The organism is Streptomyces sp. NPDC087310 (assembly GCF_044744405.1).
In the GTDB taxonomy this organism is placed as follows: Bacteria; Actinomycetota; Actinomycetes; order Streptomycetales; family Streptomycetaceae; genus Streptomyces.
Genome location: NZ_JBIUYF010000004.1, coordinates 600019 through 623008 on the forward strand (window position 1 = coordinate 600019; position 22990 = coordinate 623008).

18 protein-coding genes and 1 pseudogene are annotated in these 22990 nt (G+C 72.9%); 6 read left to right on the forward strand and 13 right to left on the reverse strand.

Features of this window, described 5'->3' with window-relative positions:
- The first annotated feature begins 66 nt into the window (after positions 1-66).
- Genes ACIO3P_RS17900 through ACIO3P_RS17915 form a run of 4 tightly spaced genes read left to right on the forward strand, consistent with a single transcriptional unit; the run spans position 67 to position 4507 of the window.
- A complete protein-coding gene (locus ACIO3P_RS17900; RefSeq protein WP_401851574.1) occupies positions 67-1092 on the forward strand; it encodes a hypothetical protein in 1026 nt (341 codons plus the stop codon).
- Positions 1089-2048: a hypothetical protein gene (locus tag ACIO3P_RS17905; RefSeq protein WP_401851571.1), complete on the forward strand. Its 960-nt coding sequence runs from the start codon at positions 1089-1091 to the stop codon at positions 2046-2048. Before ACIO3P_RS17900 ends, ACIO3P_RS17905 begins: the two co-directional genes overlap by 4 nt.
- Entirely contained in the window at positions 2045-2614 is a 570-nt protein-coding gene (locus ACIO3P_RS17910) for a hypothetical protein (RefSeq protein WP_401851568.1), read from the forward strand. The genes ACIO3P_RS17905 and ACIO3P_RS17910 overlap by 4 nt, the downstream gene beginning before the upstream one ends.
- A gap of 42 nt (positions 2615-2656) precedes the next feature.
- Positions 2657-4507 (forward strand): asparagine synthetase B family protein, encoded by a 1851-nt coding sequence (locus tag ACIO3P_RS17915; protein ID WP_401851566.1) that lies wholly within the window; start codon positions 2657-2659, stop codon positions 4505-4507.
- Positions 4508-4803: 296 nt separating this feature from the next.
- Here ACIO3P_RS17915 and ACIO3P_RS17920 read toward each other — a convergent pair whose 3' ends face one another.
- The 6 genes and pseudogenes from ACIO3P_RS17920 to ACIO3P_RS17945 form a co-directional block, all read right to left on the reverse strand.
- Positions 4804-5550 carry a hypothetical protein gene (locus ACIO3P_RS17920; RefSeq protein ID WP_329828986.1) on the reverse strand — a complete coding sequence of 249 codons (747 nt, stop codon included), beginning with the start codon at positions 5548-5550 and terminating at the stop codon, positions 4804-4806.
- A 373-nt stretch (positions 5551-5923) separates the two neighbouring features.
- Positions 5924-6055, reverse strand: a pseudogene (locus ACIO3P_RS17925) (IS5/IS1182 family transposase); the annotation flags it as partial.
- 41 nt (positions 6056-6096) lie between these two features.
- Entirely contained in the window at positions 6097-7386 is a 1290-nt protein-coding gene (locus ACIO3P_RS17930; protein WP_401851564.1) for a CHAT domain-containing protein, read from the reverse strand.
- Positions 7380-9098, reverse strand: a complete 1719-nt coding sequence (locus ACIO3P_RS17935; protein WP_401851562.1) for a hypothetical protein — start codon at positions 9096-9098, stop codon at positions 7380-7382. Before ACIO3P_RS17935 ends, ACIO3P_RS17930 begins: the two co-directional genes overlap by 7 nt.
- Positions 9098-10234, reverse strand: coding sequence for a hypothetical protein (locus tag ACIO3P_RS17940; protein WP_401851559.1), 1137 nt, complete (start codon positions 10232-10234; stop codon positions 9098-9100). Before ACIO3P_RS17940 ends, ACIO3P_RS17935 begins: the two co-directional genes overlap by 1 nt.
- The gene (locus tag ACIO3P_RS17945; RefSeq protein WP_401851556.1) at positions 10234-11664 is read right to left on the reverse strand and encodes a hypothetical protein; all 1431 of its coding nucleotides are present in this window, start codon (positions 11662-11664) and stop codon (positions 10234-10236) included. The genes ACIO3P_RS17940 and ACIO3P_RS17945 overlap by 1 nt, the downstream gene beginning before the upstream one ends.
- A gap of 130 nt (positions 11665-11794) precedes the next feature.
- Here ACIO3P_RS17945 and ACIO3P_RS17950 point away from each other — a divergent pair, with 130 nt between their 5' ends.
- Entirely contained in the window at positions 11795-12592 is a 798-nt protein-coding gene (locus tag ACIO3P_RS17950) for a hypothetical protein (RefSeq protein WP_329828991.1), read from the forward strand.
- Between the two features lie 36 nt (positions 12593-12628).
- Here ACIO3P_RS17950 and ACIO3P_RS17955 read toward each other — a convergent pair whose 3' ends face one another.
- Both ACIO3P_RS17955 and ACIO3P_RS17960 read right to left on the reverse strand, forming a co-directional pair.
- Positions 12629-13252, reverse strand: a complete 624-nt coding sequence (locus tag ACIO3P_RS17955) for a TetR family transcriptional regulator (RefSeq protein ID WP_329829670.1) — start codon at positions 13250-13252, stop codon at positions 12629-12631.
- Positions 13253-13752: 500 nt separating this feature from the next.
- Complete coding sequence (locus ACIO3P_RS17960; protein ID WP_329828993.1) at positions 13753-14469, reverse strand: hemolysin III family protein; 717 nt, start codon at positions 14467-14469, stop codon at positions 13753-13755.
- 355 nt (positions 14470-14824) lie between these two features.
- Here ACIO3P_RS17960 and ACIO3P_RS17965 point away from each other — a divergent pair, with 355 nt between their 5' ends.
- Positions 14825-16702 (forward strand): phosphoenolpyruvate carboxykinase (GTP), encoded by a 1878-nt coding sequence (locus tag ACIO3P_RS17965; RefSeq protein ID WP_401851553.1) that lies wholly within the window; start codon positions 14825-14827, stop codon positions 16700-16702.
- Between the two features lie 141 nt (positions 16703-16843).
- On the opposite strand, the gene ACIO3P_RS17970 is transcribed toward ACIO3P_RS17965, so the two are convergent.
- The 5 genes from ACIO3P_RS17970 to ACIO3P_RS17990 all read right to left on the reverse strand — a co-directional run bounded on the left by ACIO3P_RS17970 (position 16844) and on the right by ACIO3P_RS17990 (position 22812).
- The gene (locus ACIO3P_RS17970) at positions 16844-17272 is read right to left on the reverse strand and encodes a hypothetical protein (RefSeq protein ID WP_329828994.1); all 429 of its coding nucleotides are present in this window, start codon (positions 17270-17272) and stop codon (positions 16844-16846) included.
- 123 nt (positions 17273-17395) lie between these two features.
- Entirely contained in the window at positions 17396-18607 is a 1212-nt protein-coding gene (locus ACIO3P_RS17975; protein ID WP_329828995.1) for a pyridoxal phosphate-dependent aminotransferase, read from the reverse strand.
- A 99-nt stretch (positions 18608-18706) separates the two neighbouring features.
- The gene (locus ACIO3P_RS17980; RefSeq protein WP_401851551.1) at positions 18707-19678 is read right to left on the reverse strand and encodes a polysaccharide deacetylase family protein; all 972 of its coding nucleotides are present in this window, start codon (positions 19676-19678) and stop codon (positions 18707-18709) included.
- Positions 19679-19819: 141 nt separating this feature from the next.
- Positions 19820-21448, reverse strand: coding sequence for an amidohydrolase family protein (locus tag ACIO3P_RS17985; protein WP_401851548.1), 1629 nt, complete (start codon positions 21446-21448; stop codon positions 19820-19822).
- A 98-nt stretch (positions 21449-21546) separates the two neighbouring features.
- A complete protein-coding gene (locus tag ACIO3P_RS17990) occupies positions 21547-22812 on the reverse strand; it encodes an alanine racemase (RefSeq protein WP_329828998.1) in 1266 nt (421 codons plus the stop codon).
- Between the last annotated feature and the right edge of the window lie 178 nt (positions 22813-22990).

Sequence of the window (22990 nt, forward strand, 5' to 3'; positions counted from 1 at the left end):
GAATTCGGGGCCGGGGCCGGTGTGTCCGGGTGCGGGGGATGGCGTGGTTGTGCGGGAGGGGACGCGATGATCTGTCCGCACTGTGACCAGAGCCTGCTCCAGCGGGAGCGCACGGGCCGTACGTGCTCGAAGTGCAACCGGCAGTTCGCGCTGGATCCCAAGACCAACTCGCTGCGGCTGAGCGATGTACGGATCCAGCGCGTCGTCGCGAAGCTCACGGACGGCGGCCGGACCCGGATCACCGTCAACCAGCTCTGGTTCGCCCTGACCCGTAAGAAGACGCGGCGGGGCGGCGGCCGGGCCGGTGCTGTTGGATGTCTGGCGGCCGGGCTGCCCGTGGGGCTCGTGCTGCTGATCGGCGGGCTGTCCTCCGGTGTCGGCGTGGTCGCGTTCCTCGGCTTCCTGCTCGGGGCCGTCACCGTCCTGGTCTACGCCTCGTCCCTCCGCAGCGGCAGACGCGCTGTCGAGGCGTATCCCCTCAGCCACTTCCGCTCCACCACGATGAGCCTGTGGGTGTCGGTCTACGGCTCGCTGCCGTCCGGTGTCGTGGACGAGAGACACTTCCGGCACCCGGCCCCGCCCGCGCGGCTCAACGCCGTGCTGCTCTGCGGTGACGCGAGCATCGCCGCCTTCCTCGCGGCCAACGGGATACCCCGGAGATACGGCATAGCCCTCGTCACCCGCGCCGACCGGGTGACGCCCGGGTCGGTGCCGGTGATCGTCCTGCACGACGCCGATGTGACGGGCTGCCAGTTGGCCGGGGACACCCGTGCCGCCCTGCCCGGCCGCCGGGTCGTGGACGCCGGGCTGCCGCCCCGGGCCGTCATGAGCGCGCCGGGCGCCGTGCCCGTACGCGGGCCCAAACCGTCGTCCGGTGTGCTGGGCCGGCTGCGTGAGAGCCGGGCGCTCACCGACGCCGAGCTGGAGTGGCTGGCCAAGGGGTGGTCGAGCCCGCTCGGCGCCGTGCCGCCCGCCAAGCTGCTCGCCGCCGTCACCCGTGTGATCGAACGCGTCACGGGAGCCAAGGACGCCGACGTGACGAAGGCCGAGGCGATCGGGTTCCTCACCTGGCCCGGCAAGGCCGCCTCATGAGGGGGACGCGACGGACGGACCGGCCCGGCGGGGGCGGTGACCGGGTTTTCGACCGGATCGTGGACGCCGTGCTCGACCGGGCGCTGCTCGCCGCCGTGAGCCGGGCAGGGGCGCCCGCCCGGATCCGTTTCACCGAGCGCCAGCTCTACTACGAGACATGCCGCGTGCTGCGCCCCGTGCGCGCCGTCCCGCGCAGGATCCCGCTCACACCGGCTCCGCCCGTACCGTACGAGCGGTTCGAGGAGGCGCTGCGACGGCAGACGGCGCGCGGGACGCTCCCCGGGCTGCTGCCGCCCCTGGAGCCGGAGTTGGAGCCGGATTCGGATTCGGAGTTGAAGTCGGATTCGGGGGCCTCGCGGTCGGTCGGCGAGCCGGATCTGTACGACTACGGGCTGCCCCGGCTGCTGATCTGCCAGAGCCGTTCCGTGGCGCGCATGCTCCTCGCCAACGATGTGCATCTGGAGGCGGCCTGCCCGGTGTTCGCCGCCGGGGACCTGCCGCTCGATCCCCGGCTGACGGCCGGGCTCGGCCGGGTCGAGGTCGCCACCGTGCATGTCCTGCACGACGCGAGCGTGGAGGGCATCGCGCTCACCGCGCGCGTGCGCGCCGCGCTGCGGGACGCGGCCCCCGGTGTACGGGTCGCCTCGATGGGCCTGGTGCCCCGGCACGCGGTGGCGCTGCGTCTCGTCTCCCGGCGCGGGGACGGGGGCGGGCGGCTGCGGGCCGCTCTGCCGTCCGCGCTCCAGCCCCGCGAGCTGGAGTGGCTCGGGCGGGGGCGCTCCGCCGAGGTGGAGTCCGTCCCTCCGGCCCGGCTGCTGCGTACCGTCCTGCGGCTGGTGCGCGGGCCGAGGACGGCCGGCCACTCCGTGTGGACCGGCCTGCGCGAGCTGCGCACCACGGGATTCATGACCTGGCCGACGGAACCGACCCGGCGACACGAGGACAAGAGGCGATGAACCGGCCACGCGAAACCCCGTACCGGGACGAGCTCCTCGCCGACGGGAGCGTCCACCGTACCTACGAGTTCGGCCGTGAGGAGTGGCGGCGGCGCGAGGGCTCCACCCGGGTGCGCTGGCACGACAACCAGGGCGCCTCCGGCACCGACGAACTGCTCGGCGACCGGATCATCAAGCGCCGGTACGCGGACGGCACCGTCACCTACGGCCGGGACATCGGCTACGGCCGTACGGTCTGGGGCCAGGGCGAGTCGGTGATGGTCAACAGGACCTCGTTCGGCGGCCGGATGGGCGTCGTCCTGGGCGGCATCGGCCTGGCGGCCCTCACCGTCACGGCCGCGCAGTTCCCGCCCGTCAGCCTCACCGAGGAAGAGGAGGAGGCGCTGCGGCAACAGCAGCAGGCGGCGGGCCAGGGCTCCTCCGGCGGCGGGGACGGCGGGGGCGGCGGCGGGGACGGCGGTCACTCCGGTGACAGCGGCGATTCCGGGGACGGCGGCGACTGGAACTCCGGGGACGGCTGGGGCTCCGACGACGGCGGCGGCTGGAGCGACGACGACTTCGGGTGACCTGCCCGTACGGAGAGAAGCGAGACGAAAGGAGGGGGGACCGTGGCGCGTTTCTGTGCCTGCCTGGCGGCGACCCCCGAACGGGCGCGGTCGTACCTCGCGGCGATGGGCGCGGCCGTACGGTACGACGCCGGTACGGCCGGCCCCGGCGCGGCGCTGATCCATGACGAACCGGGCCATGCCACCGGCCCGTTCACCGCCTACGGCCGTACCGCCGTCGGCGAGGTCACGCTGCACAACCGGCCCGAGCTGCTCGCCGCGCTCGCCCGCTCCGGCGCGCCCACCCGGCCCGACTGCCCGGACGGGGAGCTGCTGCTGCGCTGCTGGGCGCGGTTCGGGGCCGCCGGGATCCGGCTGGCGGAGGGCATGTTCGCCCTCGCCGTGCACGACGGGGGCGACCTCGTCCTGATCCGCGACCACGTCGGCGCCCGTACGCTCTTCTACGCCCGCGCCGACGACGCCTGGGCCGCGTCCACCTCCCTGCGCGCGCTGCGCCGCTGGCCCGCGCTCGGCACCGGGCTCGAACTGGCCGCCGTACGCTCCTTCCTGACCTTCGCCTACCTCCCCGGCGAGGAGACGCTGCTGCGCGGCGTCAAGGAGGTCCTCCCCGGCCGCTGCCTGCGGCTCGCCGACGACGGGACGGTGACGGAGGAGCACTACTGGGAGCCCGAGGAGCGGATCGGCCAGGGCCTGAGCGAGTGGTACGAGGGCGGCGACCCGCCCGCCGAGGAGTACGCCCTGCGGCTGCGCGGCCTGCTGGAGGAGGCGACGGCCCGCCGGCTGCCGGACGCGGAGGCCGTGGCCGTCCTGCTCTCCGGCGGCGTCGACAGCTCGCTCGTCACCGCCCTCGCCGCCAAGCTGCACGCCCACCCCGTACACACGTACTCGATCAGCTTCGGCGGCGAACTCCCCAACGAACTGGGCTACTCGGGCCTGGTCGCCACACACTGCCGCACCCGCCACCGGGTGCTCAGCGTCTCGGGCGCCGCCGTCGCCGCCCGTCTCGCGGAGGCGGCCGCGCTGCTCGACAGCCCCGTCGGTGACCCGCTGACCGTGCCCAACCTGATGCTCGCCGAAGCCGTGGCGGGCGACGGCCTGCGCGTCGTGCTCAACGGGGAGGGCGGCGACCCGGTGTTCGGCGGCCCGAAGAACCTGCCCATGCTGGTGTACGAGATGCACCGTGGCGGCGGCGGCGCGGGCGGGTCCACCGGGGCCACCGGGTCCACTGGGTCCACCGGGGCCGGGTCCACCGGGGACGCGGCGGACGCGCGCGAGAACGCGTACCTCCGCTCGTACCGCAAGTGCTTCACCGACCTGCCCGACCTGCTCACCGCCGACGCGCTGGACGCCCTGGAGGCGCTGCCGCGCCCGGAGCGGTTCATCACCCCGTATCTGCGGCCCGGGGCCAGGGACGGCCGGATGGACCATCTCCTCAACCAGCTCCTGCACTGCAACCTGCGCACCAAGGGCGCCCACCACATCCTCACCAAGGTCGAACGGCTCACCGCCTCCCAGGGCGTCCAGGGCCGCTCCCCGCTCTTCGACCGCCGGGTGGTGGACCAGGCGTTCGCCACACCGCCCCGCTGGAAGCTCAACGGAACGGTCGAGAAGTGGGTGCTCAAGGAGGCCGTACGGGACCTGCTGCCCGACACGGTCGTGGACCGGCCCAAGAGCGGTATGCGCGTACCGGTGCAGCAGTGGCTCGGCGGCCCGCTGCGCGAGCTGGCGGGCGATCTGCTGCTCGGCCGGGAGGCGCGGGCCCGGGGGCTGTTCCGGCAGGACACGGTGCGCGCCTGGATGAAGGGGGACGGCGCGCTGCTGCCCCGGCAGGGCGGCAAGCTGTGGCTCGTACTCACACTGGAGCTGTGGCTGCGCGCCTACGACGTGAGGTGACGTGAGGTGAGGTGACGTGAGGTGACGAGAGCCGCGTGGCGCGAGCCGACCGGGCGTACTCCTCCCGCGGGATCCGCCATGACCTGCGCCCACGACAGATCCCGCACACCATCCCGGAGAAGCGTGACCCGGCCGGACACCGGCGCCGCCGCGGCAGCGCGGGCGGACGCCCGCCCCGCTTCGACCGCGAAACGCACAAGCGCGGACACAGAGCCGAGAAATGGATCAGCCTGGTGGAACAGGCCCGAGGCGTCGCGACGCGCTACGACAGGCTGTCACTCCATTTCCGACACGCCTCAGTGGCCGAGGGCCTGTCGCACGGTCACGTTGTGGTACTTCCGGAGCCGATACAGCTCCCAGCACGACAACGCCGTCACCGACACCGGAGCGCCGAGCAAGAACACGATCTTGGCAAGGGCGGGAACCTCGGCGTTCTCGTTGTTGATCACGTCGAGGGCGGCCATCACCCACACCAGCAAGGTGGCGAGGATCGGCGGCAGCACCTCGTGGATGTCGGCGGTGCGGAAGACGTGCAGGAGGCAGAGCACGATCCCGTACAGGGCGAAGCCCAGCGACCATGTGCAGAGGGAGATGAGGACGACCTTGCCGGGGATTCCGATGAAGTCACGGAAGCCGGTGGTCGCCGGATCGGACGCGACGGCGAGGGGGAACGTGGCCATGGACCCCATCAGAGCTGCCACCGACCCGAAGGGTTTCAGGGACCGACGCAGGTAGAGCCCGCGCAGCGCACCCTGCGCGGCGAACGCGAACAGGGCGATCACGAACGGGAAGGCGCACACGAGGACGAGTGTGCCGGTCCAGCTCTGGTCGAACTTGTCGCCCGCGACGGCCTCGACGCCCTCGGCGGTGTCGACCGGCTTGTACGACATGACCAGCACGAGCCAGGCAGCGGTGCCGAGCCCGGTCCGCCAGAGCTGGATCTTGCGCACCGTCAGGTCCGCGATGGCGCCCGGGCGTGAGGGGCGGAAGGCTCGCTGGGCGGCGTAGAACGGGTTGTAGACGCATTTGAGGATCCGTTGCACGCGGGTCAGCGGCGGCCGGGGCGGTGGCGGGTACGGCGGCCGCGGGCCACCGCCGTACGGCTGTGGCGGGTACGGACCCCAGCCCTGCGGATGTCCCGGATGTCCCGGGTGCCCCTGCGGTGGCACGGGCGCGGGCCCCGGCGGGTAGGGCCCCACGGCGGGACCGCCGGGGTACGGGGGGTGTCCTCCCCCGGGATAGGGCTGATGGCCGGGACCCGGGCCCGGCCGTCGACCGGGTCCGGGTCCGCTCGGCGGACCCCAGTGACCATTGCCGTTGGTACTCATGTCGTGCGCCCCCGTTATGTTTCGGTCTGTGCCGTGAGCGGCGGGGCTCGACCCGCCCTCCCGCTCAGCGTGCGGCGTGATCCTACCCATCGCGGAGGCCGAGAAGTGCACGTTCCATGTCCAGGGGCGGGGCAAGAAGTGGCGAGTCATGGCAGTTCGCTCCGGCCAGGACCCGGCCCGGCGGGATTCCGTGACCGCCTGCCATTCCGGTGCGGTTGAGGCGCGATACGAAAAGCACCGTCACCACATTTCGAACACGCCTCAGTCGGTGGGGGCCGTGCTGAGCGTGGCGAACGCGCCCCACAGCACCGGCGAGTGCTCGACCGTACGCAGCGCGCGCCACGCGGCCAGCCGCTCCCGCTGCCAGTCGCCGTGGGCCAGGACCGCGTCGTCCTCCTCGTGCGCGGCGTCGATCGCGCGGACCACGTCCTGGAGCGGGCGCGAGGTCGGCGCCGTCCCGGCGATCCGGTGGAAGGCCAGATCGGTGGGGAGCGTCCAGCGCCCCGTGGTGACGGTCTCGGCGCCGCCGTGCACCATCGCGGTGGCCAGCCCGAGCGCCTCGCCGAACCGCAGATCCCCACCGCTCTCGCAGGCGATCAGCGCCACCCGGCTGGGGACCGGCCACCGTGCCCGGCCCGTGGTGTCCGCGGGGTCCGCGTCCGGCAGCCCGTGCGTCCCCAGCAGCAGATCCTTCGCGGACAGCGGCCGGTGGGCCCGGACCGGCGGGGCGAACCCCACGGCGTCCGCGCCACACGCCAGATGGAGCTGGGCGTCCTCGCTCTGCCCGGTGGCGGGGGCCGCCGCCGTCACATGGCCGACGTACAACAGCCGCGAAGCGCCCGCCCCGAGCGCCGCACCGAGCCACTCCCGGTCCACGTCGGTACGGCGGAACGCCTCGACCGGGTCCGCCACCTCCGGCCGCCAGCGCCGCTGGGCCACGTACCCGGCGACCAGCTCGGCCACCGGATCGCCCGCCGTCATCCGGCCCAGTACGGAGCCGAGCGCCGAGTCCGCGCGGAACCCGGGCACCCGGGGATCGAGGACGCCCACGACCGGCAGATGGCGGGAGCCCGCCCATGGCCGGACGGGCCGGCCGGCGGCGTGCACGACGCTCGCCGGGGCCAGCAGGCTGATGTCCGCGATCTCCACCAGCCGCACGTCCGGGTCGGGCGCGAGGAGTTCCCAGGGGACCTGCGCCACGCGCGGCGAGGGCTGGATCCGCAGATGGGGACGGACGCCGCGCTGGTACAGCTCGTAGAGCTGCTTGGCCAGGCCGTACGGGAGGAAGGTCCGCGACAGCACCTCGGCCAGGGCGAGTTCGCTGCCGTACGAGGCGAAGGCGCCGTCGGTGAGGGCGTGCCTGAGCGGGTCCGCGCCCGCGTCCGGCAGGGCGTCGTTCAGCGCCGTGATCGCGGCGGTGAGCTGGGCGCGGGGGACGATCCCGATACCGGTCGCGGCCAGATCGTGCGTCCAGCGCCAGGAGATGTAGAGGTCTCCGGCGTCGGCCATCCGCACCAGGGCGGTCGGCCGGGCCATGGGGGCGTTCACCATGTCGGCACCACCCTGGCGGTACGGATCCGGGCGCCGTAGCGCGCCTCGGCCCGCGTGAGGTACGACGCCAGGGCGACCGTCGTTCCCGTACGGGTGAGGGCCAGCCGGGGCGGCGGGGCGACCGGCAGCCCGGCGCCCGCCGCCACCCCGGCGAGGGCGGCGCCGAGCTGGAAGGCGTCGCCGGGGTCCTCCGCGTGGGCAGGGACGGCGGCGTCCATCTGGCCGGGGAAGGCCAACGGGTGCAGGAAATCGGGTGGTTCGAGCCCGGGGGAGCCGCCGGCTTCCGTGGCTCCGCTCCCCGTAGCTGTTTCTGTATCTGTATCTGTATCTGGGTCCGTGTCCGCGTCGCCGGGCGCGGCGTCCCGCAGTGGGGTTCCCGCGCACCGCGACTCGATCAGCTCGGCCACCAGATCCGCCGCGCCCGCCCGGGTGGCCAGCCGGAACGCCAGCCGCATCGCCGGTTCCGCGAGCGCGCGGTGCCACCGCTCCCGCTGCGCGCCGTTGGCCAGCGTGAACCGCACCGCGTCGAGGGCGAGCGCCGCCGGTACGGCCAGCGCGACGGCCCGGCCGAGCAACGCCGGTCCGGTAGGGCCGACAGCGCCTGCGGACACGCGGTCCTCCAGGAGCGCGGCGTGGAAGAAGTCCGTCTGGGCCCGGCGCAGTCCGAGCCCGCTCCGCGTGAACGCCTCCTGCGCACACGCCAGTTGGGCCTCGCTCTCGTCGTACCGGCGCTGGGCGTGCAGCCCGGCCGCCAGCCGTACGCGCACCTCGGCGGCGGCGATCAGCGCCCCGGCCTCCTCGAACCGCGCCAGGCTCCGGCCGTACAGCTCGACCGCCCCGGCCTGATCGCCGCGCAGCGCGGCCAGCAGCCCCAGCAGATCGAGGCCGAAGGCGGACTGGCGAGCCATCCCGGCCCGGTCGAAGAACTCCTGGCTCGCGGCGAGAAGCGGCTCCGCCTCGGCGATCCGGCCCGAGCGCAGAAAGAGCTGCGCCAGGCTCTGCCGTGTCTCGGCGACCCCGGACGGGGTGTCCGACGCCTCGAACGCGGCGATCGCCTGGTAAGCGAAGTCCTCGCCGAGTTCGGGCCGTCCGGTGGCGATATGGACCGCCGAGAGATTCATCAGCGGCCGTCCGGCCAGCACGGGACGGTGCCGCAGCACCACATCGAGGGATTCGGCGGCCAACTCGTGGGCCCTGGACCACTCCTCGCGCTGGATGGTGAGCGCGGTGAGCGCGACGAGAGCGCCGATGAAGAGATCGGCGGTGTCCTCGGGAAGGATCTCGTCCTTCGGGTCGAGCAGTTCCCTGGCCTGTTCCAGGGCGCGCAGGGCGGCGGCCAAGTCCCCGGTGTTCAACAGGGCTTGGGAGAGATTGACGAGGGCCGACGCCCGCAGCACCGTGACGGCAGCCGCGACGACGGGGTCCTCGGTGGCGGCCGTTCCCGCCAGCCGCCCGCAGAGGCCGAGCGCCTCGCGGAACGAGGCGACGGCGGCCGGGTGGTCGCCCATCCGGTCCGCCGTGCTCGCCCGGTTGATCAGGGCCTGCGTACGGAGATCGAGGGTCGCCGGATGGCGGGCGGCGGCCTCGACCGCCTGGTCGAACCGCGCGTGGGCGACGGTGAACTCGCCCCGGAGGAAGGCGTCGTTGCCCGCGTCGATGAGCGCGGATATGGGGGCGGACACGGGCAGGGCGGAGGGTTCGTCGGATGCCATCAGAAGTCCGAGTCGTCGGAGGCCGCCGCGATCTCGGCCAGCAGCGGCGCACCGTGCCCGGCCGTGGAGCCGTTCCGCGCCCCCGCCAGCCGCGCGCGGGCGAGGTCCCGTATCCGCTCCCTGGTCAGACGCTCCCTGGTCAGACGGTCCGTGGGCCGACGGTCCGTGGGCCGACGGTCCGTGGTCAGACGGTCCCCGGGCCCTGGCCGTACGGGCGGGCCGAACCCCGGGAGGTAGACGTCGACCGCCATCCCCGTACCCGTACCCGGAACGCCCTCCACGCCGCTCACCCGCGCGTCCCCCAGCCACGCGTCGGCCACCCGGCGCAGCCCGATGTCCAGCGGATCGGCCACCCCGCTGACTGCGGCGCGGGGTGTCAGCCGCCGGTCGGCCAGGGCCGGTCCGGGCGCGGCGACGACCTGCACCATGACGGTGGTGCGCGCGGCGGCCCGTACGACCTCCCAGGACACGGCGCGCTCCGAGGCGTCGACCAGCCCCGGCGGACAGCGCCGCCAGTCCAAGCCGCCCGTGCCGCGCGCCAGTGTCAGGCCGTCCGACGGAACCTCCGAAGCCTCCGGGCCGGCCGTGAGCGCGTAGTCGCCGGGGCGGGGCAGCGGATGCTCGATGCCGACGGCGTCGATGTCGATGTCGAAAGCGGTGTCCGCCGGATCGTCCCGGCCCGCGAAGAGCGGATCGCACGCCTCGGTCAGCTCCGCGATCTCCCGGTCGAGCAGGTGCCCGTCCAGCGGCGGGATGGAGTCGATCACCGAGGCGGGCCACCAGCGCGCCGCCCAGTGCGCGTACGCCAGCCGCCGCGCGCTCGCCGCCAGCGCGGGCAGCGCCGGTTCCGTACCGTCGACCACGCCGCCGCCGTCGGCCAGGGCCAGCGCGACCCGCTCGCCGTACACCGCCCACACCCACTCCTGGGCCAGGTCGGCATCGTCCAGCACGGCCACCGGCGGGGCCGCCGGCGCCAGGACGCTCCAGGTCAGATGCCCGCCCGCCACCTCCAGCACGGCCACGTCCACGCCCGGATCACCGTCCAGCACGCTCGGGCCCGTCGCGGCGCCGGATGCCGGGTCCGGGGTGATGCGGTCCAGATGTCCGTCGCGGGTGATCCGTACGGTGGCGGCCATCAGACGCTTCCTTCCGGTACGGGACGGGCGCTTGCGGGCCGGGTGCTGAGGGCCTGTCTGACCCGGCCCCGGTGGTCGAGGATCACCGAGCGCGCGACCCCGTCCAGGACGTCCCACAGCCCCGCGAGGTCGTCCATGGGCGCCTCCCGCACATCGCGCCCGTGCAGCCGTACCCACAGCCGTCGCAGATACGCCCGCCACGGGGTACGGAGGTCCTCCGCGATCCGCGCGAGAGGTTCCGCCACGGAGCCTTCCACAGGGTCGGCCTTGGCGCCGGAGAGCGCGAGCCGCCGCGCCTGGAGGACATACGCCTCGCGCCGCCAGCGGCTGTTGACGATCCGGTGCGCCTCCGTCGTCGGGGCCTCGGCGACCGCTGCCGCCGGGTCCTCGCCCAACGGGCGCAGCCCCAGGGCGAGTTCCGTACCCACCGTCGCGGCGACGCGCAGCGACTCGTCCGCCAGCGCCCAGGGCGCGCAGCTCCGGGCGATCTCCCGCCGCACCAGTTCGGGTACGGGGGCGAGTCCGGCCCGGTCGCTCGACGCGTGCAGCACGCTGAAGACCCGCTCGTGGACCGTACGGTCGAACGGCGGCCCCATCGCCGCGGTCGACGCGGACCCGCCGAGGCCGGGGGCGACCGGCACCGGACGCACGGTCAGCCCCAGTTCGCGCGCGGCCCGTCCGGGGAAGCCGAGGGGCCCGGGGGATCCGGGCTCCGGGGGTGTGTCCCACAGGGCGTGGCCCGCCGTCGTCCCCGCGGAGTCCGCGACCAGCCGGAGCAGCGCCGTACCGCCGTCGTGGCCGTCGCCGCGGTCTCGGCCCGGACAGGCGTCGAGCACGTCCCGTACCGCGGGCGGCTCCGCCCCCGACGTGGCCGGAACGCGTGGGTGCGCCCGGTGCCGGTCGGCCCACGCGCGCTCCAGCGCGGCCGTCAGTTCGCCGTGGTGGGCCGGGTCCGTGACGTACTCCCGCAGGGCCCGTGTCGTACGGCCGCGCGCCGAGCCGTGGACCTCGCGCAGCGTCTCCTCGGCGGTCGGCCGGCCCGTGGTGGCGTCGGGCGGCCCCAGGGTGGTGGCGAGTTCGAAGCAGCGCTGGAAGTAGAGGTCCTGCGGATGCCCTTCGGTGATGCGCAGCTCCCGCCGTACCCGCTTGAGCAGGGCGAACCACGCGGCCGTCGCGCGCAGCGTGCCGCCCGCCGCGTGGACGAGCGTGGCGAGCAGCGCCGCCCCGTCGGCCGTCACCAGCGGGCCCGCGCACCGTGGATGGAGGACGGGGCGGATCACCAGCGGGTCGAGGACGAGCTTCACCGTACGGCTGAGCGGTCCGCCCTGGGGGCCGCTGAGCGCGTCGACACCGTCGAGTTCCCGCCACACCTCGTGCAGGACCATCGCCCGTGGCCGGACATCCCGCGCCATCCCCACCCCTGTCGGCATGACGTCAGGCTAAGCGCGCGCCCCGGCCCTGCCCAAACCTGGGATCGGTAGGCGGACGGCCGTTCCTACGGTCCTCGTACCGGCCCTCAGGGGCCCTGGACGAGTGAGTCGGAAAGAAGGACGGACCACCATGAAGAAGCTCATCCGGGCCGCGGCCCTGCTGTTCCTCGTCGGCTCGATCGGCTACTACCTCTGGAACGGGCTGACCCGGGAGACCGAGGAGGGCTTCGCCTTCCTCGCCTGGGTCGGGCCGCAGATGATCGCGCCGATCGTCGCCTGCACGGTGGTGCCCTTCGCGTTCGCCTTCACCGGCGACAGCGTGATGGCGGCGTTCTCCGGCCGCAACAGCGCCGCCTTCCGGGACGGCCTGATCGGCGTCGGGACCGTCACCGGGACCCGGCCCACCGGGATGTCCCTCAACGACCAGCCGGAGCTGCGGATCGACCTGTCGGTGCAGGGCGCGGACGGTGCCACGTTCGCCTCGTACGCCCGGCTGGTCGTGCCGATGACGGACGTCGCCCTGTTCCAGCCGGGCGCCATGCTGCCGGTCCGCTATCTGCCGGGCCGTACGGACAAGGTGGAGATCGACCGCTCCGGCGACACGGTGCAGGCCCAGCACGCCCTGAACGAGGCGATGGTCCGGCAGGGCGTCACCACCCGGGAGAACCTCCAGATCGCCGAACACGGGGTGGCGGCCCAGGCCGTGGTGCGCTCGCTGGAGGTGCCGGGGGAGCTGCGCGGCGGCAACCCGCGGCTGGTGATCGGCCTGGGGGTCACCCGTCCCGACGGCACCAGCTTCACCACCGAGGTCGTGAAGTACCTGCCGCCGCGCGCGGTCCAGCATGTCCAGGTGGGCCGGGTCGTGAACGTCCACTACCTCCCGGACAACGAATCCGCCCTGGTCATCGCCTTCCCGGCCAACGCCTGAGCGCCAAAGGGGGAAGGGATGAGGAGGGGAGCGGGCTCAGAGGCGCAGGCCGCCTTCGAGGCGGTCGAGGGCCCGGTGGATCAGGGCCACCGGATCGCCCTGGCAGCCGTGCTCGCCCCAGTGCAGGGTGACCTCGCGCAGCGCGCTGAGCACGGCGGCGACGAAGATCCGCAGGTCCAGGTCGTCGGCGTCCCGGCCGGTGCGCTCCGCGAGGACATCGGCGAGGAGCTTCGCCGTCACCGACATGGTCTCGGTCATCCTGGCCCGGACGGCGGGGACCCGGACCAGCAGCCTCGTCCGCTCGGTCAGCTCCTCCGGCTCATGGGTCACGGACCGCTCCAGCGCTTCCGTGATCACGGCGCGCAGCGAATCCAACGGGGACTCGCCGGCCGGGCGGGCCCGCAGGGCCGCCGCGATCGCCGGGTCGTACGCGTTGGTGAGGACGATGTCCTCCTTGGTGGGGAAATAGCGGAAGACGGTGGAGGGGGAGACCTCGGACGCCTCCGCGATCTGCTCGACGGTCGTCGCCTCGTACCCCTGCTCGGTGATCAGCCGGTAGGTGGCGCGGCGGATGGTCACACGCGTTCTCAGCTTCTTGCGCTCGCGCAGGGTGAGCTGGGAGAGCTGCTCTTCGAGGGGGGTGTGGGAGATCGCGGCCATGGCCTCATTGTCGTGCATCTGCCACCTCCGGAACATGTCCGGGACGCTGCCTGCCCATCTCCCGCTCGGGTCCCGTTCACGTCCGGTCGGCCGTGGGCCGTCTTGATTTGTCCGTCAGGCGTGTGACGATGTGTGGAGAACTGGTGAGCGATCAGTGATCGGCGATCAGTAGTCGGCGATCGGCGGTCGGCGGTCGGCGGTCGGCGATCAGATGATGTCCGGCGGGGTGCCGAAGGGGGGCCGGGATGGCCGGGACGCGCGATGCCGTTCGGGCGCTGGCCGCGGCCGTGGCGGGGCTGTGTGTCGGGGGGTACGTGCTGGTCGGCGAGGTCGCGGTGGTGGGGGTGGTGCTCTTCGCCGTCACCGTCGGGACCTGGCGGGTGGCCGTGGCGTCCCGGCCCGGCGCCCGGCCGCGGCTGCGGTCGCCCGCGTGGCGCGGGGACCGCGACCGCCGTACGGCCACCGGTACCGCCACCGGTGCGGAGCCGGCGGCGGCGGTCTCAGGAGTGCTGCGAGGCGACCAGCGAGATGCCGACGAAGTGCACGACGAACGCGGCCAGGGTGAAGGAGTGGAAGACCTCGTGGAAGCCGAACCACCGCGGTGACGGATTCGGCCGCTTGAGCCCGTAGATCACGCCGCCCGCGCTGTACAGCAGCCCGCCGACGATCACGAGGACCAGTACGGCGATCCCGCCCGTCCGCAGGAAGTCGGGCAGGAAGAAGACCGCCGCCCACCCCATCGCGATGTAGCACGGTGTGTAGAGCCAGCGCGGGGCCCCGACCCAGAAGACCCGGAAGGCGATGCCCGCCGCGGCGGCCGCCCAGACCGCCCAGAGCAGGGTCCGGCCCGTCGAGTCCGGCAGCAGCAGCATCGTCAGCGGGGTGTACGTGCCCGCGATGATCAGGAAGATGTTGGCGTGGTCGAGCCGGCGCAGTACGGCCTCGCCGCGCGGGCCCCATTCGCCGCGGTGGTAGATCGCGCTGACGCCGAAGAGCAGACAGGCCGTCAGGACGTAGATCCCGCACGCGACCCGGGCGCGGGTGGAGCCGGTCAGGGCGATCAGGGCCACGCCCGCGACCAGCACGGCCGGGAACATGCCCGCGTGCAGCCAGCCGCGCAGTTTCGGCTTGTCCGGGATCGGCAGCGACAGGATCGTGGCCGGCCCCCCTTCGTTCTGCGGGGGGTTCGCGGGCGCGTCGGGCGCGGCAGGAGTCATGGGTTCATGCTACCTACGGGTCCGTAGGTTACGCCCCGGTACGACGGTCCCGCCGTGTTAATTCCGGCACGGGCGCCCGGCCGTCCCCCGGTGTCGCGGGGCTTAGCCGCCCGACTGCCCCCGGCACCGCGCGCATGGCGCGAGGGTGCCCTTCCGGTGCCGTACACGCGCCCTCCACATGTCCCCCGGGTGCTCCCGGAGTGGCGATGCTCACGTGTGCGGCCCTCTGGACATATGGGCGGATGGGTCGGATGATCAAATGAGTGCGGTCGGCACCGGATGAGCGGCTACGAAGCATCCGGGTCGAGGCCCCCAAGGGGCAGACAACCTCAAAACCCCTCATCAAGGAGCGATCGTGGCGCGCGACAACGCGGCTCCCAGCACCTCCAGCTTTTCCGGCACCACCTCCGGCACCATCTCCAGCGCGGTGCCCACCGGTCACCAGGGACTGATCTCCTGGGTGAACGAGATCGCCGCCCTCACCCAGCCGGACAGCGTGGTCTGGTGCGACGGGTCCGAGAGCGAGTACGAGCGCCTGTGCGGGGAGCTCGTCGCCAAGGGCACGTTCAAGAAGCTCGACGCGGGCAAGCGCCCCAACTCGTACTACGCCGCCTCGGACCCCTCCGACGTGGCGCGGGTCGAGGACCGGACCTTCATCTGCTCCGAGAAGGAGGAGGACGCGGGTCCGACCAACCACTGGAAGGCCCCCGCCGAGATGCGGGAGATCTTCACAGGGGAGAGCGGCGTCTTCCGCGGCTCCATGCGCGGCCGGACGATGTACGTCGTCCCGTTCTGCATGGGCCCCCTCGGCTCACCGCTCTCCGCGATCGGCGTCGAGATCACCGACTCCGCGTACGTGGCGGCGTCCATGCGCACCATGACCCGCATGGGACAGCCCGTCCTCGACGAACTGGGCTCCGACGGCTTCTTCGTCAAGGCCGTCCACACCCTCGGCGCCCCGCTCGCCGAGGGCGAGGCCGACGTGCCCTGGCCCTGCAACTCGACCAAGTACATCTCGCACTTCCCTGAGTCCCGCGAGATCTGGTCGTACGGCTCCGGCTACGGCGGCAACGCCCTGCTCGGCAAGAAGTGCTACGCCCTGCGCATCGCGTCCGTCATGGCGCGCGACGAGGGCTGGCTCGCCGAGCACATGCTGATCCTCAAGCTGACGCCGCCGCAGGGCGAGTCGAAGTACGTCGCCGCCGCGTTCCCGTCCGCCTGCGGCAAGACCAACCTCGCCATGCTGGAGCCCACCATCTCCGGCTGGACCGTGGAGACCATCGGCGACGACATCGCCTGGATGCGGTTCGGCGAGGACGGCCGGCTCTACGCGATCAACCCCGAGGCGGGCTTCTTCGGCGTCGCGCCCGGCACCGGCGAGCACACCAACGCCAACGCCATGAAGACGATGTGGGGCAACTCGGTCTTCACCAACGTCGCGCTCACCGACGACGGCGACGTCTGGTGGGAGGGCATGACCGAGGAGCCGCCCGCGCACCTCACCGACTGGAAGGGCAACGACTGGACCCCGGAGTCCGGCACGCCCGCCGCCCACCCCAACGCCCGCTTCACCGTCCCCGCCGGACAGTGCCCGATCATCGCCCCCGAGTGGGAGGACCCCAAGGGCGTCCCGATCTCGGCCATCCTCTTCGGCGGTCGCCGCGCCTCCGCCGTGCCGCTGGTCACCGAGTCCTTCGACTGGCAGCACGGTGTCTTCCTCGGAGCCAACGTCGCCTCCGAGAAGACGGCGGCCGCCGAGGGCAAGGTCGGTGAGCTGCGCCGCGACCCGTTCGCCATGCTGCCGTTCTGCGGCTACAACATGGGCGACTACATGGGCCACTGGGTCAAGGTCGGCCAGAACGCGGTGGAGAAGGGCGACGGCTCGAAGCTGCCCAAGATCTACTACGTCAACTGGTTCCGCAAGGACGAGAAGGGCTCGTTCGTCTGGCCCGGCTTCGGCGAGAACAGCCGCGTCCTGAAGTGGATCGTGGAGCGCCTGGACGGCACGGCCGAGGGTGTCGAGACCCCGATCGGCGTGCTCCCGACCAAGGAGTCCCTCGACACCGACGGCCTCGCGCTCTCGGAGGCGGAGCTGGACTTCCTGCTCTCGGTCGACAAGGACGTCTGGCGCGAGGAGGCGGCGCTCGTCCCCGAGCACCTCAACACCTTCGGCGACCATACGCCGAAGGAACTGTGGGACGAGTACCACGCCCTGGTCGAGCGCCTGGGCTAGAACGTCCTCAGGACGGGAAACGTCCAGGGCGGAAACGCCCAGGGCGGAAACGTCCCAGGGCGGGAAACGTCCCATCAGACCGGCTGGTGCCGGAGGGTGGCACCCGGTCCGCGCGCCTCCGCGGCCCGCGGACCGGGGCCGTCAGTGGGCGCCGACGAGGCGCTGATCAGGGAGACTCCGGTCGGGGAGGCTCCGCTCCGGCACCAGCTCGGCCAGTGCGGCGGTGTGCGCGTCCATGCGCTCGGCCGAGAGGATCGCCGCGGCCGTGTCCGCACGCGCGGCGGCGACGACGAGGGCGCGTCCCGCCAGCGCGAGGGCGCGGCGGTGCAGTGCCGCCTGGTCGGCCCCGCTGAGCCCGGCGTGCCGGGCCGGCGGGGCGCCGCGCAGCCTGCCGATCTGGCCGGCGACGGCCTCCGCGGCCTCGTCCAGCCCCAGCTCGTCGGTGACCGCGAGGAGCGCGGAGAGATGACCGGAGAGCTGGATCTTCAGCTCGTCCTCGCGGCTCCGGTGCGGAAAGTCGGCGTCGTCGGCCAGTGCGTGGACCGACTTCGTACGGATGGGCTCGTACATGGGACGGCCTCCTTGCGTGGTCAGGAGACCATCCTACCTTGGATCCAGTCTAAAGTTGAGTGCGATCCGGCATTCGTCGTACGGGGGGGCGTACGAGGGACGCACGAGGGGCGGGCGGGGGCCCTACGGCTGGGAGTAACCGTCCAGGAACGTCCCGATCCGCGTCACCGCGTCCGTCAGGTCCTGCGCCGCCGGGAGCGTGACGATCCGGAAGTGGTCCGGCTCCGGCCAGTTGAACCCCGTACCGTGCACGACCATGATCTTCTCGGCCCGCAGCAGATCGAGCACCATCTGCCGGTCGTCCTTGATCTTGAAGACCTTCGGGTCCAGCCGGGGGAAGAGATACAGCGCGCCCTTGGGCTTCACGCAGGTCACGCCGGGGATCTGGGTGAGCAGTTCGTACGCCGTGTCCCGCTGCTCCAGGATCCGGCCGCCCGGCAGCACCAGGTCTTCGATCGACTGCCGCCCGTTCAGCGCGGTGGCCACCGCGTGCTGCGAGGGCATGTTCGCGCACAGCCGCATGTTGGCGAGGATCGTCAGCCCCTCGATGTACGAGGAGGCGTGCGCCTTGGGGCCGCAGACCGCCAGCCAGCCGGAGCGGAACCCGGCCACCCGGTAGTTCTTGGAGAGCCCGTTGAACGTGAGGGTCAGCAGATCGGGCGCGACGGCGGCGGTCGGGGTGTGCGTGGTGCCGTCGTACAGGATCCGGTCGTAGATCTCGTCCGAGCAGACGACCAGGTTGTGGCGGCGGGCGATCTCGGTGAGCGAGCCGAGCATCTCCTCGCCGTATACGGCACCCGTCGGGTTGTTCGGGTTGATGATCACGATCGCCTTCGTACGATCGGTGATCTTCCGCTCGATGTCCGCGAGGTCCGGCATCCAGTCGGCCTGCTCGTCGCAGCGGTAGTGCACGGCCGTACCGCCCGCGAGCGAGACCGACGCGGTCCACAGCGGATAGTCCGGGGCCGGTACGAGCACCTCGTCGCCGTCGTCCAGCAGCGCCTGCATCGACATCTGGATCAGCTCGGAGACCCCGTTGCCGAGGTAGATGTCCTCGACGCCCAGGTCGATGCCCTTGGTCTGGTAGTGCTGCATGACCGCGCGGCGGGCGGACAGCAGCCCCTTCGCGTCGCCGTAGCCGTGCGCGCCGCCCAGGTTCCTGAGCATGTCCTCCAGGATCTCGGGCGGGCACTCGAAGCCGAAGGCGGCCGGGTTGCCGGTGTTGAGCTTGAGGATGCGGTGGCCCGCCGCCTCCAGCCGCATCGCCTCATCGAGGACCGGCCCCCGGATCTCGTAACAGACGTTGGCGAGCTTCGTCGACTGGATGACCTGCATGTCCGCCACCTTACGGCCGTGTAACGGACCCCGCGTGGTGTTTTTCCCCACGTTGCTCCGCACGGCGTACGGGCGTGGCACGGGGCGCGGCCCGTGGACTCAGCGCTCCGGGAAGCCGAAGCCGTACCCCTTCCCGCGCAGCCACGGCAGCAGCCGCTCCATCGCGTGCGCCGTCTGCGAGCGGTCGCCCCCGCCGTCGTGGAAGAGGAGAGTGGGGCCGTTGCCCAGCTCGTCCTTCACCGTGCGCAGGATGGCGTCGGCGCCGGGCGTCTCGAAGTCCTTCGAGTCCACGTTCCAGCCCAGCGGACGCATCCCCGCGCCCGCCGCGATCTGCCGGCTGTACGGCGTGAAGGCGCCCCCGGGGGCCCGGTAGTACAGCGGCCTCACCCCGCCGGACGCCTGCTCGATCTGCCGGGCCGCCGTGCGGATCTGCTCCCTCTGGTACGCACGTGACCGCTGGTCCATTCCGGTGTCGTGGGCCACGGAGTGGTCGCACAGCCGGTGCCCCTCGGCCACCACCCGCCGCACCAGAGCCGGGTGCGCGGCGGCCTGTGGGCCGATCATGCAGAAGGTCGCCCGCGCCCCGTTCTCCCGGAGGATCGTGAGGATGCGCGGCGTCCAGACGGGGTCGGGGCCGTCGTCGATGGTCAGGTTGACCGCCGTGCCGCCGCCCTCCACCGCGTGGGCGATGTCCATGCTGACCCGGGGCGGCGGCAGCCTCGGGTCCGGCGAGGAGGTCTGCCGGGGCAGCGCGGGCGCACGCTCCTCGCGCCGGTCCCGCGCGCTGTCGCGCCCGCCGTCCCGTGTACTGCCCTGCGCCTCGTCCCGCGCGCCGTTCCGTGTGTCGTTGTCGTTGTAGTGGTCGTTCCGCCCGCCGTCCCGTGGGGACGGTACGGGCGAGGCCACCCCGGGGCGCGGCGCCGGGGCCTTCGCGTCGCTCTCGTCCACCGTCCGCCCGCCGCACCCCGCGAGCAGCGCCGCCCCGGCCAGCGCGAGCGCCACCGTCAGCAGCCGCGCGCCGGCCGCTCGCCCACCCCCGCGCACCGTCCCCGAGCGCCCCATCGTCCCCACCGCTTCCGCCTCCGACCACCGTGTCCGGGGAGAGAGACGAGCGAAAGGGGGATGAGGATCCGTTTCCCGAGGCCGGGTCACGAGTTTGTGTGAAGCGGCTCGCCCACCCGTTCCCACCAGGCACGTCCGTGCCCACGCGGCTCACCGGCCGCGCCGGACCGACCTCCCCGCCAGTACGTTCGTACGGCGCCCGTCCTCGATCACGAAGCGGCCGTCGATCAGTACGTACGGGATGCCGGTCGGCAGGGTGCGCGGCGCCTCGAAGGTCGAGCCGGCCGCCACCGTGTCCGGGTCGAAGAGGACCAGGTCGGCGCGGTAGCCCTCGCGGATCAGACCCCGGTCCCGCAGGCCCAGCCGGGCCGCCGGGCGCGCGGTGAGATGGGCGACGCACTCCTCCAGTGAGAGGACGCCCAGGTCACGGGCGTACCGGCCCAGATACCGCGGGAAGGTGCCGTACGCGCGGGGGTGCGGCTTGGCGCCCTGGAGGATGCCGTCGCTGCCGCCCGTGTGGACCCGGTGGCGCATGATCGCGCGGACGTTCTCCTCGTGCCCGACGTGCTGGAGGATCGTCGAACCGAGCCGGTCCGCGATCAGCAGCCCGCGCGCCGTGGTCCACGGCGACTCGCCCGCCAGCTCCGCCGACTCGGCGACCGTCCTGCCGACGTGGTGGGCGAGCTCGGGGTGCGAGACGCCGGAGATCTCGATGGTGTCCCACTCGATGGGCACGCCGTGACAGCCGTCCGCGCCGACCTCCTCCAGCACGTACCGGATCCGCTCGGCGCTCGCGTCGTCCCGCAGCCGCGCCAGGACGCCGTCGGGCCCGCCCTCGCTCGCCCAACTGGGCAGCATCGCCACGAGCGTCGTACAGCCCGGGGTGTACGGATACGTGTCGAGGGAGATGTCGGCGCCCTCGTCCAGTGCCCGGTCGAGCAGGGCGAGCAGTTCGGGCGCCCTGCCCTTGTTCACGCCGAAGTTCATGGTGGCGTGCGCGAGATGGAGGGCGCAGCCGGCCTGCCGGGTGAGCGTCACCATCTCCTCGTACGCCTGGAGCGCGCCGGCTCCGTACGAACGGTGGTGCGGGCAGTAGTAGCCGCCGTACCGCGCCACCACCCGGCACAGCTCGGTCAGTTCCGAGTCGTTCGCGTACATCCCCGGGGTGTACGTCAGCCCGGAGGACATTCCGACCGCGCCCTGTTCCATCGAGTCGGCCACGAGCCGCTTCATCCGGGCGAGTTCGGTGTCGGTCGCGGGACGGTCGTCCCAGCCGACCGCGTGCATACGGACCGTGCCCTGGGGGATCAGATAGGCGGCGTTGACGGCGATGCCCCCGCCGTCGAAACCCTGGCCCTCGAAGGCGCGGTCGAGCCGGTCGAGATACTCGCCGACCGTGCGCCAGTCGAAGTCGATGTCGTGGCCGTCGCCGTTCCAGCCGGTGATCGCCTGCCTGATCTGGGCGAGGGTGGCGTCGTCGACGGGCGCGTACGACAGGCCGTCCTGGCCGATCACTTCGAGGGTCACGCCCTGCGCGGCCTTCGCCGAGTGGTCGGGGTCGCGCAGCAGCGCGAGGTCGCTGTGCGCGTGCATGTCGATGAAGCCGGGCGCGAGCGCGAGCCCGGCGCCGTCCAGCACCCGGGCGCCGGCCGGGCGCGGGCCGCTGCCGCCGTCCTTCCGGATCTCGACGATCCGGCCCCCCGCGATGCCGACATCGGCCCGGTACGACGCCCCGCCCGTACCGTCGACGACGCGTACGTCGCGTATGACGAGATCCATGACTGCCTCCCGAATCCCAACCCGAGTTCCAGCCCGAACCCGAACCCGAACCCGAACCCGAACCCGATCCCGAATCTGCATCCAATCCTGATCCCTGATCAGAAGTAGGTGCGGACGAAGTCCGTGACCGTGCCGTCCGCCTCCACCAGCGGGATGAGCTGCCACTTGTCGAACGACGTGCACGGATGCGACAGCCCCATCCCGACCCAGTCGCCGACCTCCAGCTCCGCCTCGGGTGAGGTGGAGAGCCAGCCGTGCTGGTCGGACAGTCCCGTGACCGTGACCCCGGTCGCCGGGCGGATCTCGCCGGTGCGGCCGTCCCGTACGACCTGCGCCTCCGGCAGGTCCAGGTCGTACGCCGCGTCCCGCTTGCCCGCGTTGACGAACGCCTGCGCGGAGGAGGGGCGCGAGACGACCTGCGCCCAGAGCCGGAACGCGGGCTCCAGGGAGCCCTCGCCGACGACGCGGTTGAAGGGGGTGATCCGGCGGTAGTGGCCGTCGTCGTGCGAGATGTACGCGCCGGAGCGCAGCAGCTTGCACACCGGGCGGGAGAGCGCCGGGACCTCGGCGAAGACGTCCGCCACCGCGTCGAACCAGGCGCTGCCGCCCGCGCTGATCACGATCTCGTCCGTGGCGCCGAAGCGGCCCGCCTTGTCGAACTCGGCCGCCAGCGCCACGAGCCGCCGCAGCCACGCGCGTACGGTCTCCCCGTCGGCGCCGGGCACCTCGCCCTCGTACCCCGCCACCCCGGTCAGCCGCAGGGTCGGGGCGCCGGCCACCGCGTCCGCGACCGCCGCGCACTCCGCCTCCGTACGGACCCCGGTACGGGCGCCCTCGCCCGCGCCCAGCTCCACCACGACCTCCACCGGACGGCCCGCGCCGGCGGCGCGCAGCGCCTCGTCCATCAGCTCGACGCCGCGCACGGAGTCCACGTAACAGACGAAGCGGAAGCCGGGGTCCCGGTCCAGCTCGGCGGCGAGCCAGCGCAGCGCCGCGGCGTCGACCAGCTCGTTGGCGAGGAAGATCCGCGGGATGCCGAACGCGCGGTAGACGCGGGCCTGGTGGGGGACCGCGGCGGTGATGCCCCACGCGCCCCGGTCGAGCTGGCGCGCGAAGAGCTGCGGGGCCATCGACGTCTTGCCGTGCGGGGCGAAGGCGAGGCCGTGGCGCTCCGCGTACGTCTCCAGGAGGGCGAGGTTGTGCTCGACCGACTCGGCGGACAGCGCGAGTACGGGGGTGGTGAAACCGCCGGTGAACAGGGAGCGGCGCTCGGCGGCGAGCGCGCCGACGGTCAGGCCCTCGGCGTCCGGCGGGAGGCCCTTGAAGCGGTGGTCGACGTACTCGGCGTGCTCGTCGGCGGCCATGGGTGCCTTCCCGTCGTCGGTGCCGTGGTCGTCCTACTGGTGGACGCTGACGCATGACGTTGCGTTCTGTGCAACGGGCATTGCGTATGTCGCTCCCCGGTGTCTAACATCCGGGCAGACACCGGGTCAATGGTGCCCCGCACGACGCCCTTGACCCCTCCCGACGCCACCGATCTCC